The sequence below is a fragment of the Streptomyces sp. NPDC050418 genome, assembly GCF_044458745.1.
In the GTDB taxonomy this organism is placed as follows: domain Bacteria; phylum Actinomycetota; class Actinomycetes; order Streptomycetales; family Streptomycetaceae; genus Streptomyces.
In genome coordinates this window covers 331751-344762 of record NZ_JBITIG010000004.1, presented here as the reverse complement: position 1 = coordinate 344762, position 13012 = coordinate 331751, and the positions used below count along the sequence as shown (strand labels likewise).

Annotated in this window: 15 protein-coding genes and 5 tRNA genes; 9 read left to right on the top strand and 11 right to left on the bottom strand. The window is 71.6% G+C overall.

The features are described 5' to 3' along the window. Positions 1-40 precede the first annotated feature (40 nt). Together ACIBI4_RS11835 and ACIBI4_RS11830 are read right to left on the bottom strand one after the other, a co-directional pair. The gene (locus ACIBI4_RS11835) at positions 41-220 is read right to left on the bottom strand and encodes a hypothetical protein (RefSeq protein WP_399203560.1); all 180 of its coding nucleotides are present in this window, start codon (positions 218-220) and stop codon (positions 41-43) included. A gap of 158 nt (positions 221-378) precedes the next feature. Then, positions 379-822 (bottom strand): hypothetical protein, encoded by a 444-nt coding sequence (locus ACIBI4_RS11830; RefSeq protein WP_399203559.1) that lies wholly within the window; start codon positions 820-822, stop codon positions 379-381. 212 nt (positions 823-1034) lie between these two features. Here ACIBI4_RS11830 and ACIBI4_RS11825 point away from each other — a divergent pair, with 212 nt between their 5' ends. Beyond that, the gene (locus ACIBI4_RS11825) at positions 1035-1556 is read left to right on the top strand and encodes a DsbA family protein (RefSeq protein WP_399203558.1); all 522 of its coding nucleotides are present in this window, start codon (positions 1035-1037) and stop codon (positions 1554-1556) included. Positions 1557-1573: 17 nt separating this feature from the next. Here ACIBI4_RS11825 and ACIBI4_RS11820 read toward each other — a convergent pair whose 3' ends face one another. Genes ACIBI4_RS11820 through ACIBI4_RS11810 form a run of 3 tightly spaced genes read right to left on the bottom strand, consistent with a single transcriptional unit; the run spans position 1574 to position 4301 of the window. Then, entirely contained in the window at positions 1574-2395 is an 822-nt protein-coding gene (locus ACIBI4_RS11820; RefSeq protein ID WP_399203557.1) for a GNAT family N-acetyltransferase, read from the bottom strand. 56 nt (positions 2396-2451) lie between these two features. Beyond that, a complete protein-coding gene (locus ACIBI4_RS11815; RefSeq protein ID WP_399203556.1) occupies positions 2452-3267 on the bottom strand; it encodes an aminotransferase class IV in 816 nt (271 codons plus the stop codon). Beyond that, positions 3264-4301 carry a chorismate-binding protein gene (locus ACIBI4_RS11810; protein WP_399203555.1) on the bottom strand — a complete coding sequence of 346 codons (1038 nt, stop codon included), beginning with the start codon at positions 4299-4301 and terminating at the stop codon, positions 3264-3266. The genes ACIBI4_RS11815 and ACIBI4_RS11810 overlap by 4 nt, the downstream gene beginning before the upstream one ends. Positions 4302-4455: 154 nt before the next feature. Between ACIBI4_RS11810 and ACIBI4_RS11805 the strand changes: the two genes are divergently transcribed. From ACIBI4_RS11805 to ACIBI4_RS11785, 5 genes are all read left to right on the top strand, one after another. Further along, positions 4456-4528: transfer RNA gene (locus tag ACIBI4_RS11805), tRNA-Gly, on the top strand. Positions 4529-4567: 39 nt separating this feature from the next. Next, positions 4568-4641, top strand: a tRNA-Cys gene (locus ACIBI4_RS11800). 1 nt (position 4642) lies between these two features. Then, a tRNA-Val gene (locus ACIBI4_RS11795) sits at positions 4643-4714 on the top strand. Between the two features lie 52 nt (positions 4715-4766). After that, a tRNA-Val gene (locus ACIBI4_RS11790) sits at positions 4767-4838 on the top strand. Between the two features lie 32 nt (positions 4839-4870). Continuing rightward, a tRNA-Val gene (locus ACIBI4_RS11785) sits at positions 4871-4945 on the top strand. A gap of 46 nt (positions 4946-4991) precedes the next feature. Here ACIBI4_RS11785 and ACIBI4_RS11780 read toward each other — a convergent pair. The 4 genes from ACIBI4_RS11780 to ACIBI4_RS11765 form a co-directional block, all read right to left on the bottom strand. Beyond that, positions 4992-5270, bottom strand: coding sequence for a zf-TFIIB domain-containing protein (locus ACIBI4_RS11780; RefSeq protein ID WP_399203554.1), 279 nt, complete (start codon positions 5268-5270; stop codon positions 4992-4994). A gap of 89 nt (positions 5271-5359) precedes the next feature. Further along, positions 5360-6277 carry an aminoglycoside phosphotransferase family protein gene (locus tag ACIBI4_RS11775; protein ID WP_399203553.1) on the bottom strand — a complete coding sequence of 306 codons (918 nt, stop codon included), beginning with the start codon at positions 6275-6277 and terminating at the stop codon, positions 5360-5362. Positions 6278-6474: 197 nt separating this feature from the next. Then, the gene (locus ACIBI4_RS11770; protein ID WP_399203551.1) at positions 6475-6681 is read right to left on the bottom strand and encodes a hypothetical protein; all 207 of its coding nucleotides are present in this window, start codon (positions 6679-6681) and stop codon (positions 6475-6477) included. Positions 6682-6869: 188 nt separating this feature from the next. After that, complete coding sequence (locus ACIBI4_RS11765) at positions 6870-7133, bottom strand: hypothetical protein (RefSeq protein ID WP_399203550.1); 264 nt, start codon at positions 7131-7133, stop codon at positions 6870-6872. A 203-nt stretch (positions 7134-7336) separates the two neighbouring features. Between ACIBI4_RS11765 and ACIBI4_RS11760 the strand changes: the two genes are divergently transcribed. The 3 genes from ACIBI4_RS11760 to ACIBI4_RS11750 all read left to right on the top strand — a co-directional run bounded on the left by ACIBI4_RS11760 (position 7337) and on the right by ACIBI4_RS11750 (position 10776). After that, entirely contained in the window at positions 7337-8647 is a 1311-nt protein-coding gene (locus ACIBI4_RS11760; RefSeq protein WP_399203549.1) for a serine/threonine-protein kinase, read from the top strand. Positions 8648-8734: 87 nt separating this feature from the next. Continuing rightward, a complete protein-coding gene (locus ACIBI4_RS11755; RefSeq protein ID WP_399203548.1) occupies positions 8735-9868 on the top strand; it encodes an RNA ligase in 1134 nt (377 codons plus the stop codon). Next, a complete protein-coding gene (locus ACIBI4_RS11750; RefSeq protein WP_399203547.1) occupies positions 9868-10776 on the top strand; it encodes an AAA family ATPase in 909 nt (302 codons plus the stop codon). The genes ACIBI4_RS11755 and ACIBI4_RS11750 overlap by 1 nt, the downstream gene beginning before the upstream one ends. An 80-nt stretch (positions 10777-10856) precedes the next feature. On the opposite strand, the gene ACIBI4_RS11745 is transcribed toward ACIBI4_RS11750, so the two are convergent. Continuing rightward, positions 10857-11675: a TrmH family RNA methyltransferase gene (locus tag ACIBI4_RS11745; RefSeq protein WP_399203546.1), complete on the bottom strand. Its 819-nt coding sequence runs from the start codon at positions 11673-11675 to the stop codon at positions 10857-10859. A gap of 55 nt (positions 11676-11730) precedes the next feature. Then, on the bottom strand, positions 11731-12957 hold the full coding sequence (cobA, locus tag ACIBI4_RS11740; protein ID WP_399203545.1) for a uroporphyrinogen-III C-methyltransferase: 1227 nt from the start codon (positions 12955-12957) through the stop codon (positions 11731-11733). Positions 12958-13012 lie beyond the last annotated feature (55 nt).

Genomic DNA, 13012 nt, shown 5'->3' with positions numbered 1-13012 from the left:
TCTCGCGGCCGTCACGGGCCGTCACCGGGCCCGTGCGCGGTCAGAGCAGGAACAGGTCGTGCACGGCTGCCGCGAGGAGCAGGCAGCCGATCACACCCAGGAAGATCATCAGCGGCGGCTGGGACAGCGCGAACAGACAGCCGCGCGCTTCGGGAGCGGGCCCGGGGGGCGTGGGCGGGTTCGCGGCGGGTGCGGGGGCCTGGCCCCGGGTGGTGTTCATCTCGGGGTGATGATGGCGCACGCATGGGGGTGCCCGTACTCAACACGCCAACAGATGGGGGGAGTTCGCTGTTTCGCGTATACCTATGCGGTCACCCGTAACCGAACGCCGTACGGCCGGTGCGCTCCCCCGGCCGACGCTGTGCGCGGGCCCTGTCCTCAGATGCCGTGCTTCTTGAGGATCGCCTCGATGTCGCTGAAGTCCTCCGACGCCTCCGCCGCCTTCGGACGAGCCGCGGGCTGGGTGCCCGTGCGGCCCGCACCGAGCGAGGGGGCCGACGCCTTCGGCTCGACGGCCTCGCGGCCGCCCGCCTTGGCGGCCTTGCGCTCCTTGCGCCCGCCGACGCCCGTACGCCGCTCGATGGCGCGAGTGGTCATGAACAAGGCCCAGGCCAGGCCCAGGATGCCGACGCCGACCCAGGTGGCCGGCTTGAAGACCAGGTCCGAGACCCACTCGACGACTCCGGTCATCACCAGGCCGACGGGGACCAAGGAGTAGGCCGCGATCCTGGTCGCCGCCAGGAAACGCTTGCGGTACGCGGTGATCGCGGCGATGCCCAGGCCTGCCGCGGACACGGCGGAACAGATGGTCTCGGCAAGCATCCGGCCCTCCAGCGATGGGGTGCGGTCTTCGGTGTATGTCGGTGGTATCCCGGCGGTATGTCCCTCCATCGTGCACCGTACGAGGGCCCGAGGGCCACGATCCGGAGCGACCTCAGGGAGAACTAAGGGTTCGTCTCCTCCGCAGGTCCGGGTCGGGACAGCGCCGGCGGTCCGGATTGGGTCCGCGCACGCAGGGCTGGGAGACTGCCCTCATGACCGACTCCGTCCCCGCAAGCCCCGCCCGTCCCGTGCTCGACGTCTGGTGCGAGCTCCAGTGCCCCGACTGCGGTACCGCCCTCGACGACGTCGACGCGCTGCGTGAGCGCTACGGCGACCGCATCGAGGTCCGTCTGCGGCACTTCCCGCTGGAGAAGCACAAGCACGCGTACGCGGCCGCACAGGCCGCCGAGGAGGCGCTGGAGCAGGGACAGGGCTGGCCGTACGTCGCCGGGGTGCTCGCGCGCGTGACGGAGCTCGACACGCAGGGCGAGCGGCTGCTGCTCGACGTGGCACGCGAACTGGGCCTGGACGCCGAGGAGTTCGACACCGCGCTGATCGACGGCCGGCACACCCTGATCGTCGACGCCGACCAGGCCGAGGGCAAGGCGATCGGCGTGACCGGCACGCCCACGTACGTCATCGACGGCGAGCGCCTGGACGGCGGCCAGAGCCAGGAGGGGCTGCGCGAGCGGATCGAGTCGATCGTGGACCGGCTGCTCGCCGCGAGCGCCTGAGGGCCTGACCTGACCAGTCAGAGCGGTTTGTGGAGGCTGTACGACGTCGGCCGGTAGCCGAGCGACTCGTACAGGCGCAGGGCCGGGGTGTTGTGCGTGTAGACGTTCAGGGCCATGCGCCGCACCCCGGCGGCGCGGGCTTCGCGCTCGGCGGCCAGCATCAGGGAGCGGCCATGGCCACGGCCCCGGAATGACTCATCGACCTGCACCCAGTACACGTAACGGCCCGTCTCCTCGCCCGCGACCCAGATGGTGCCCGCCACCTCACCGGCGTCCAGGAGACAGGTGATCCACATGTCCGGGGTGGCGAGCCCGTCGGGCAGCATGCGGGCGTGGTCGCTCTCGGACCTGGCGTGAGCCTGGTCCTCGGTCAGGCCGCGTTCGGTCCACATCCGGACGTACTTGGCCTTGGTGTCCGCCAGCCAGGCCGGGTACTCGTCCTCGGTCATCGCACGGGCGCTGCAGCCCCCTGGCAGTTCCGGCGCCGGTCCGGTGAGGTCCTTGGCCATCGCGCGGTTGCGCTCGACATAACCGAGGGTCGTGGCCAGGCGCAGTGCCGCCTCCGCGTCGGCGGGTATCCGGGCCTCGACGCGGCTGCAGCGCCAACTGCGCAGCACTTCCTCCGCGGCGAGCGCGGCCACCGTGCCGCGGCCGCGCCGCCGGTCCGGCTCCTCGATGTGCAGGGAACGGATCCGGCCCGCGTCCGGCCCGGCATCCGGATCGGTGGCGAGCTCGATGGCGCCGACGGGCCGGCTGTTGACGCACACCTGGTAGGGGCGCGACCGGGCGCCGTCGGAGTTGCGCTGGAGCGGCGCGGTGGGCCGCAGGGTCGTGGTCATCACAGGCTTTCTACCCAGCGGCGGTGCCCCGCGTCATCCCCTCGGCAGCGGCCGGTTCACGGGTCCAGGTCGTCGGCCGCGCGCTCGTCGAAGACGCGCATCGCCTTCGCGGTGACCGGTCCGGGCACGAGTTCGCGGTCGTCCACGCGGTGCACGGCCTGGATGTCGCGGAGCGTGGAGGTCAGGAAGATCTCCTCGGCCTCGGCGAGCACCGAGAAGGGCAGATCGGTCTCGCGCGCACCGGTCCACTCGACCGCGAGGGCCCGCGTGATGCCGGCGAGGCAGCCGGAGGCGACCGGCGGGGTGTGGATCTCGCCGTCGAGCACGACGAAGACATTGGAGCCGGTGCCCTCGCACAGCCGGTCCACCGTGTTGGCGAACAGGGCCTCGCTGGCGCCCTGTTCGTGGGCACGGGCCAGGGCGACGACGTTCTCCGCGTACGAGGTGGTCTTGAGGCCGGTGAGCGCACCGCGCTCGTTCCGGGTCCACGGGACCGTGATCACCGCGGTGCTGTCGGGACGGCGCGAGGTCTCACCGAGGGCGACGACCAGCGTCTGGCCGACGTCGCCGCGGTCGGAGCCGAGCGGGGAGATGCCGCCGGTGTACGTGATGCGCAGCCGGCCGAGCGCCATCGGGTTGGCTTCGATCACTGCGGCGCAGGCCCGGCGCACCTCGTCGAGGTCGGGCTCGGGCAGACCGAGGCCGCGGGCGGAGCGCGCGAGGCGGTCGAGGTGCCGGGAGAGGGCGAAGGGCGTGCCGTCAACCGCCTTGACGGTCTCGAAGACGCCGTCGCCGACGGTCAGTCCGTGATCGAGGACGGAGACCCGTGCCTCGTCGAGTTCCTGCAGGCCGCCGTCGAGCCAGATCTTCACGCGTGCTTCCCTCCGCTTGCCCCGTACGTGCCCGATGCTACGGCCAGCAGCCGCGAGGCCTTCAGCTCGGTCTCCTGCCACTCGCGCTCGGGGTCCGAACCCCAGGTGATCCCCGCTCCGGTTCCGAACCGCAGCAGCCCTTCGGCACGGTCGATCCAGAACGTGCGGATCCCGACGGCCAGTTCGCCCGTGCCCCGGTCCGCGTCGACCCAGCCGATGCCGCCGCAGTACGGGCCGCGCGGCGCCGTCTCCAGGGACTCGATGATCCGCAGCGCGCTGGACTTGGGTGCCCCGGTCACCGACCCGGGCGGGAAGGTGGCGGCGAACAGCTCCGGCCAGCCCGCACCCTCGGCCAGTTCACCGCGCACGGTCGAGACGAGGTGGACGAGACCGGGGTGCTTCTCGACCACGCACAGTTCGGGGACAGTCACGGAACCTGTCGCGCACACGCGTCCGAGGTCGTTGCGGACGAGATCGACGATCATCACGTTCTCGGCGTGGTCCTTCTCCAGAAGGTCCGCCTCGGTCCGTCCCGTGCCCTTGATCGGCCCGGACTCGACGATCCGCCCGTCCCGCCGCAGGAACAGCTCCGGGGACGCGGTCGCGATCTCCACGCCGTGCTCCGGCAGCCGGATCGTTCCTGCGTACGGGGCGGGGTTTCCGTACGCGAGTTCCGCGGTGAGGGCGTCCACATCGGCGTCGGGGCATATGGGGGCGCTCAGGACGCGGCAGAGATTGGCCTGGTAGACCTCGCCGGCCGCGATGTGCTCCCTGATCCTCCGTACGCCCGCGATGTAGGCGTCGCGGTCCAGGGACGTCGTCCAGGAGTCTGCGGACGGCCCGTGCCAGCGCCCTGTGCGTACGGGAGGCGCCTCGCGTACGTCGCCGAAGCGGGCGCACACCAGACGGCCCTCGAAGTCGGCCGAGACGGCCCAGAAGCCGGTGGAGTCGAGGGCGGCGGGGTCACTGGTGACATCGCGCAGATCGGTGGCGATGTGGCCGCCGAGGCGTGCCATGGGAGCGGGGTCGTGCACGGCTGTGAGTCTATGACCGGCTCGGTACGGCCGCCCCGGGGCCGCCGCGAGCCGGTGTCAGCGCAGCACGCTGCGTAAACGAGTTTTTGTACTGGCCCTGGAATCCGCTACAGTTCAACACGTCGCCGGGACGCGAAAGCCCCCGGAGAGACAGGCGAACGTAGCTCAGTTGGTAGAGCGCAACCTTGCCAAGGTTGAGGTCGCGAGTTCGAACCTCGTCGTTCGCTCGAAAGAGCAGGGGGATCTTCCCGAACCCCCACACTCCTGGTGGAGTGGCCGAGAGGCGAGGCAACGGCCTGCAAAGCCGTCTACACGGGTTCAAATCCCGTCTCCACCTCCAAGCGCGATTAGCTCAGCGGGAGAGCGCTTCCCTGACACGGAAGAGGTCACTGGTTCAATCCCAGTATCGCGCACGCAACACAACTGAAGATCTTGGTTCTTGGTGCTTGTTCTCCGAGGATCCCCGCGCGATTAGCTCAGCGGGAGAGCGCTTCCCTGACACGGAAGAGGTCACTGGTTCAATCCCAGTATCGCGCACGCAGTACGCACGGCCCCCGGGTCGTGGTCCCGCGCGATTAGCTCAGCGGGAGAGCGCTTCCCTGACACGGAAGAGGTCACTGGTTCAATCCCAGTATCGCGCACCAGCAAGAAGCCCCGGCCGGATCGGCCGGGGCTTCTGCGTTGCCCGGGTCAGGACGAGAACAGCATCCGGCCGAAGCTCTTCTGACGGTGGTGGCCGTGGTGGCCGCCGTGGTGCGGGGCACCCCAGGCCGGAGCGGGCGCCGACGGGTAGGCCTGCGGGGCGGGCGCGGGCGGCGGGGCCTGCTGCGTCCACTGCGACTCGAGCCGGGTCAGCGCCTCCAGCTCGCCGTAGTCCAGGAATATCCCGCGGCAGCCGCTGCACTGCTCGATCTGAACACCGTTCCTGTTGTACGTGTGCATCGGTGCGTGGCACTTCGGGCACTGCATCGTGGGCTCAACTCCTCGCCGGTCGTGACAGGTTCACCGGATCATTGCCCGGCTTCGGTCCTCCGCAGACTACTTCGGGGATCTTCGGCTCAACTCGGCGGGAGTGCGGCAATACGGTCACAGGATTGCACCACCGCCTCCTCCACCTCATCGAGCGCTCTGCCTTCACCCAGGGACTTCGCAATGGCCAGGGCCGCGGTCTGGACGGTGAGGGCGCGGGCCGGGATGTCGAGGGCGGGCCAGGGATCGCCGTCACGGGGGACCGCGGGGCCGCCGGCCGCACGGTAGGCACCGAGGAACCGGGACCACTCGTCGGGTGCGAGCAGACCCGCCGCGTACCAGGCCGCGGGCCGGGCCAGGTCCCAGGCCGGGTCGCCGGTGCCGAGGTCGTCGATGTCGATGAGCAGCCAGCGGCCGTCGTGGTGGATCAGCTGGCCGAGGTGGAGGTCGCCGTGGCAGAGGACCGCGGCGTGCGTCAGGGGCGCTTCGGCGCGGGCCCAGGGCGGCACGCAGGACCAGGCGCGCTCGACGGTGGCCGCCGCGGGATGAGGGCCTGCCGCTCGCATACGGGAGAGGGCACGGGCGGCCTTCACGGGGCCGCGCATCGGCGGCAGGGGGGCCGGGGTCGCGGGGACGGGGGTGCGGTGCAGGCGCGCGAGGAGTTCCGCGGCCGCCTCCCAGGGGGCGCGCTCCGGGTGGTCGGGGTCGACGGGGGTGCCGTGCGGCCAGTACGTGAGGGGGCGGCCGTCGAGCTCGGTGGCGGGGCCCGGCAGCGGCGGCAGGAGGGTGCCGGTGAGCGACGGGTGTGCGGCGACGGCGAGTTGGGCGGCGAGGGCGGTGCGGTCCGTGTCGGGCGCGTGGGCCTTCACGACGAGCGGACCGTGGCGCACCACGGTGCCGTCGGCCCGGTCGGCGAGGACCGGGGTGGTGCAGTCGCAGCCGTGCACCGCGGGGTGGGCGATGTCCCGGGCAGCGGTCGCGAGCCCCTCGATCAGGCCTGCCGCCACGGGTCCCCCAAAGGTCGTACGTACCCGGGCAGCGTACGCGCCGGGCTCAGGCGCCCGTACGGACTCCCGGACAGCACACAGCCCGCGCAGCTCCCCAGCTGCGCGGGCCCTTTGTGCCGTCCGCCGCACCCCCGTCCCCACGGGGTTATGGCCGTGTGTCCCCGCCCGGACCGCTCATCCGGGCCTGGAGGCGCCGCTCAGCGCCCCAGCATCACAGCCACGGACGACGCCTGTGTGACCACTGCTTCCCAGCCGCCGAAGACGACGACGAGCAGTGCCGCCAGGGGAAGCACCATGGCCGTGGCCACCAGCGGGTGGCGCCGGCCGGAACGGCTGCCGCTGAACGTGGCGTATGCCCTGCGTCCCTGCGTGCGGATCATCGTCCGCGTTGCCGTGTCCGCCATGGTCCCTCTCCTGTCGTGGTTGGCAGCGGCGGGTGTCTGACCTCGGGGGACGAGTGCTGCACCCGCCGCTTGACTTCAAATCTAGGGGCGCGAGGTGCCCCGGTCGTCATGCCCTCGTACCGATTGCCGGGCCTCCTGCAGGAGGACCCCCGCGCCCTGTCCGTACTCCCCTGGGTGGAGACGAGGACCTAGGACTTGGGGTCTTCCCGGAGGGGGCGCTCTTCCTCTGATGCGTGCTCGCGCGGCACCGGCTGCTCGACCAGCGCGAGGACGCGCGTGGCCATGAACCGCGCCGTGCGCACGACGGAGCCGCTGCGCGTGACTTCGCTCACTTCGACGACGCCCCTGCGCACCGCCGTCTCCACCCGCCGGCCCGCCCGACTGGCCACTACTTCGTATGTCCTCGTCGTGTCCCCGGCGTCCACGACTATCTCGACCCTGTCACCCTTCATACGTCCAATCCCCCTTCTGCTACGGCCTGTTGACCGGCCGAGGACCCCGAACGGCCCTGGTCCGTACGTCTTCTGACCATGCTTCAAGTCTCCCACCCGGCACTGACAATCGATCTGTCGCCGAAGGCGCGGCCTATGCGCGCGAATGGGCCTGAAAACGTAAGCTGTGGCTCGTCATTCATGAGGGCGGCCAGGCAGCGGGGATGGACATGGCGATGATGCGGCTCCGGCGCGAGGATCCGCGGGTCGTCGGCTCGTTCAGGCTCCACCGCAGGCTCGGTGCGGGCGGAATGGGTGTCGTCTACCTCGGTTCGGACCGGCGGGGGCAGCGGGTCGCGCTCAAGGTGATCCGGCCGGATCTGGCGGAGGACCAGGAGTTCCGTTCACGCTTCGCGCGCGAGGTCTCGGCGGCCCGCAGGATCCGCGGCGGCTGTACGGCGCGGCTGGTGGCGGCGGACCTGGAGGCGGACCGGCCGTGGTTCGCGACGCAGTACGTGCCCGGGCCGTCGCTGCACGACAAGGTGGCCGACGAAGGGCCGTTGACGGCGGCCGAGGTCGCCGTCGTCGGGTCGGCGCTGTCCGAGGGGCTCGTCGCCGTGCACGAGGCCGGGGTCGTCCACCGTGATCTCAAGCCGTCCAACATCCTGCTGTCGCCCAAGGGCCCGCGGATCATCGACTTCGGCATCGCCTGGGCGACGGGGGCCTCGACGCTCACGCACGTCGGCACCGCCGTCGGCTCGCCCGGCTTCCTCGCGCCCGAGCAGGTGCGCGGGCAGGCGGTGACCGCGGCGACGGACGTCTTCTCGCTCGGTGCCACCCTCGCGTACGCCTCGATGGGCGACTCGCCTTTCGGGCACGGCAGTTCCGAGGTGATGCTCTATCGCGTGGTGCACGAGGAGGCGCAGCTCCAGGGAGTGCCGGATGCGCTGGCGCCGCTGATCCGGGCCTGTCTGGCGAAGGATCCGGAGGAACGGCCGAGCACGCTGCAGCTGTCGATGCGGCTCAAGGAGATCGCGGCGCGCGAGGCGCAGGCGCCGACGGATCACCGGGCGCCCGGGCCTCGGCGTGATGTCGACCGGCCCACGGCGCCGGTGGACGAGCGGACGCAGTCCGCGTCCCATTCGCAGAGCCGGTCCGCGACCGAGCGTCCGCGGCGGGGCGGGCCCACTCCCCCGCCGTCCGGCGGCAGTGGTGTGCGGCCGGCCGCCCGGCGGGCGCCCGCGCCTCGGCCCTCGCGGCCCGGGACGGGCAGCCGGCCTGCGCCGCGCAGTGGTGCGGGGCGGCCGGCGCCGCGTACGACGGGGACGGGGCGGCGGGTTCCGGCGAATCCTCGGCTGCTGCGGCAGCGGTTGTTCGTGTTCGTGGTGGTGACGTTGCTGGTGGCGCTGGGGATCGCGGCGGCTCAGGGGTGCCAGGGGCCGGCGCAAGGGTTGCGGGAGATGACGGGGGCGGCGTCCGTTTCGGCGCCGTATGCGTCGGGTTCGGACGCGTCGGGCCCGGACCCGTCGGGCTGAGCCGCGTCCCTAAAAGGGAAGGCGCTGGCCAGAGGTTCGCTGGCATGATCGGCGGGTCCGTTTGCCCCGGCCTGTCAGGAGAGGCCAATGCTGTCCCACATCGGTGACCTGCTCGACCCCGCTCTGCTCGCGCGCTGCCTCGAAGAGGGCTATGTCCGCGAGCAGTTCCACCCCTCGCTCCCGCTGCGGATTCTCAACTACACGGAGAAGGCCCAGTTCGAGCGCGAGTGGAACGAGGTCACCCGGCAGTGCCGAGGGCTCGTCGTCGATGAGCGCGGACAGATCCTGGCGCGGCCGTACGCGAAGTTCTTCAACTTCTCCGAGCACCCCGAGGGCACCTTCGGTCTGGACGACCCGGTGGTCGTGACCGACAAGCTGGACGGTTCGCTCGGCATCCTCTACCCGGTGAAGGACGGCGGGCACGCCGTCGCGACCCGGGGCTCGTTCGCCTCGGACCAGGCGCTGCACGCGACGCGAGTCTGGCAGGAGCGGTACGCGGCGACGGCCGAGCTCGCGCCCGGTGTCACGTACCTCTTCGAGATCATCTTCCCGGAGAACCGGATCGTCTGCGACTACGGGCCGCTGGACGACCTGTTCCTGCTCGGCGGTGTCGACATGGCGACCGGCGCGCCGGTCCCCGCGGACGAACTGCCCTGGGCGGGCCCCCGGGTGGGCACCTTCGCCTTCGCGACGCTGGCCGAGGCGCTGGCCGCCGAGCCGCGTGCGGGCGCCGAGGGTCTCGTGCTGCGGTTCCCCCAGCGCGACCACACGATGATCAAGATCAAGCAGGACGACTACGTGGCCCTGCACCGGATCATCAACGGGCTCAACGCCCGGGCGGTGTGGGAGCGGATCGGCGCGGGTGACACCGTGGCCGAGGTCTGCGACGGTCTGCCCGACGAGTTCCATGACTGGGTCAAGGACGTGGCGTCCGATCTGATGGCTCGGCGGGACGCGGTCATCGCCGACGCGGAGGCCGAGCACCGCCGCATCGTGGACGCTCTGCCCGAGGGGTGGACACGCAAGGAGTACGCGGCCGTCGCCGGCCGTTCGCCGCTGCGCGCCTGGCTGTTCCTGATCCTGGACGGGCGCGACCCGTCCGCCCGGATCTGGCACACCCTGCGTCCCGAGGGCGACGTGCGCCCGGCCAATTTCACGACCGAGAACACCGAGAACACCGAGAACGCCGACACCATGACGAACACCGAGGACGCCGTCTGATGCCCACCCTGCATGTCACCCGGGGCCTGCCCGGCAGCGGCAAGACCACGTGGGCGCGCGCCTGGACGGCCGAGAACCGTGCCGTGCGGGCCCGCGTCAACCGTGACGACCTGCGCGCCATGCTCGACTCCGGTGAGCACATCAAGGGCGTGACGGAGAAGCGCGTCATGGCGGTCCGTGACGCGACGATCCTCGATCTGCTGCACCGCGGCTACGACGTGGTCTGCGACGACACCAACCTGCCGCAGCGCGTGGCCCGCGATCTGGCGCGCCTCGCGAACCGTGCCGGTGCGGAGCTGCAGGTGCACGACTTCACCCATGTCCCGCTCGACGTCTGCGTCGAGCGGGACGCGGCCCGCGAGCGGACCGTGGGCGAGGCGACCATCCGCGGTCTGCACCTGCGCTTCCTGGCCGGGAAGAGCTCGCCGCTGCCGCTGCCGGAGGAGAGCCGTGACGCCGCGCCCGTGGGGCGCACGTACGAGCCCGTGCCGGGCAGCCCGAAGGCGGTCCTCGTCGACATCGACGGGACGGTCGCCGTGATGAACGGGCGCGGTCCCTTCGACGAGACGCGGGTGCACGAGGATCTGCCGAATCGGCCGGTCATCGACGTCGTTCGCGCCATGCACGCGGCGGGGAACCGGATCGTGTTCCTGTCGGGCCGCACCGACGGGTGCCACGAGGCAACCGTGGCGTGGCTCAAGGAGCAGGTGAACGTCCCGTTCGACGGCCCGTTCATGCGCCCGTCCGGGGACTCGCGGAAGGACTCGGTCGTCAAGGTCGAGCTCTTCGACGCGCATGTACGCGATGTGTACGACGTGGTCTGTGTCCTGGACGACCGGACGCAGGTCGTCCAGGCCTGGCGTGCCATCGGCCTGACGGTTCTGCAGGTGGCGGAGGGGAACTTCTGAGCTCCTGCGGCGTGCTCTGAGCCCTGACACCGAAGGGGGCCCGCCGAAATCGGCGGGCCCCCTTCGGTCGCGTCCGGGATTCAGACCTTCGGCCGTCCCGCGGTGACGGCGTAGAACGCCACCGCGGCCGCCGCGCCCACGTTGAGCGAGTCGACGCCGTGGGCCATCGGGATGCGGACCCATTCGTCCGCGGCGACCAGGGCCTGGGTGGAGAGACCGTCGCCCTCCGCGCCGAGCATCAGGGCCACGCGGTCCATGCGGTGCGGGGCCATGTCGTCGAGGGTGGCGGCCTTTTCGTCCGGGGTGAGGGCGAGGAGCTTGAAGCCCGCTTCCCGCACGGTCTCCAGGGACTTCGGCCAGGACTCGAGGCGCGCGTACGGCACCGAGAAGACCGCGCCCATCGAGACCTTCACCGACCGGCGGTAGAGCGGGTCCGCGCAGTCCGGCGAGAGCAGCACCGCGTCCATGCCGAGGGCGGCGGCGGAGCGGAAGATCGCACCGATGTTGGTGTGGTCGTTGACCGCCTCCATCACGGCGACCCGGCGGGCCGTCGTGAGCAGGTCCTCGGGGGTCGGGAGCGGCTTGCGCTGCATCGAGGCCAGCGCGCCCCGGTGGACGTGGTAGCCGGTGACGCGTTCGGCGAGGTCGGGGCTCACCGCGTAGACGGGCGCGGGAAGTTCGTCGATGACGTCGCGCATGACGTCGACCCACTTCGCCGAGAGCAGCATGGAGCGCATCTCGTAACCCGCGTCCTTGGCACGGCGGATCACCTTCTCGCCCTCGGCGATGAAGAGTCCTTCGGCTGGTTCGCGCTTGCGGCGCAGCTCTACGTCCGTGAGTCCGGTGTAGTCGCGCAGGCGCGGGTCGTCGGGGTCGTCGACAGTGATGAGATCGGCCACGGGGTTGATACTGCCTTGTCCTCGGTTCGGTGCCAACGGGGTCGGGGAAACTCCGTTACCGCTGGTTACCTGCGCCGACGGTCACGACGTCGCCGATGACGATCACGGCGGGCGGGCGGACCTCCTCGCGTTCGACGGCCTCCGCGACGGTCGCGAGGGTGGCGTCCACGCGGCGCTGGGCGGCCGTCGTGCCCTCCTGGACCAGGGCCACGGGAGTCTCGGCGGCGCGGCCGCCGGCGATCAGCGTCTCGGCGATCCGGCCGATCTTGTCGACGCCCATGAGGACGACGAGGGTGCCGGTGCCCTGCGCGAGCGCCTGCCAGTTGACGAGCGAGCGCTCGTCGTCGGGGGCCACGTGCCCGCTGACGACCGTGAACTCGTGGGCCACGCCCCGGTGTGTGACCGGGATCCCGGCCGCTCCGGGGACGGAGATCGAGCTGGAGATGCCGGGAACCACGGTGTACGGGATCCCCTCGGCCTCCAGCGCGATGGCCTCCTCCATTCCTCGCCCGAAGACGAAGGGGTCGCCGCCCTTGAGGCGTACGACGGACTTGCCGGCCTTCGCGTGCTCGATCAGCGCGTTGTTGATGGCCTCCTGGGCCATGTAGCGGCCGTACGGGATCTTCGCCGCGTCGATCACCTCGACGTGCGGCGGGAGTTCGTCGAGGAGGTCGCGCGGGCCGAGCCGGTCCGCGATGACGACGTCGGCCTCGGCGAGGAGCCGGCGGCCGCGGACCGTGATCAGGTCGGGGTCGCCGGGGCCACCGCCGACGAGGGCGACGCCCGCGGTCCTGGTGCGCTGGTGGGGTGCCACGAGGGTGCCGTCGCGCAGGCCCTCGACGACCGCGTCGCGGATCGCGGCGGTGTGGCGGGGGTCGGGGCGGTCGGTGGTGAGGACCGCGACGGTGACGCCTTCGCTGCGGCCGGTCGCGGGGGTCCAGGCCGTGGCGGCGCTCGCGTCGTCGGAGCGTACGCACCAGATGCGGCGGGTCTCTGCCTCGGCGCTCGCGGCCTCGTTCGCGGTGCGGTCGCTGGTGGCGATCAGGGCGTACCAGGCGTCGGTGAGGTCCCCGTACTCGTACGGCCTGCGGGTCCACTCGATCTCGCCCGTGTCCGCCATGGCCTCGACGGAGGGGGTCGCCTCGGGGGCGATCAGGGTGATGGCGGCGCCCGCGGCGATCAGGGCGGGCAGGCGGCGCTGGGCGACCTGGCCGCCGCCGAGGACGACGACGCGCCGGCCGGAGAGGCGGAGGCCAACGGGGTACGCGGGGTGTTCGGCCATGGTTTGTGCGGCTCCTGGTGCGGAGGGCTGGGTGAGCCGCTGCGGCGGTGGAGCA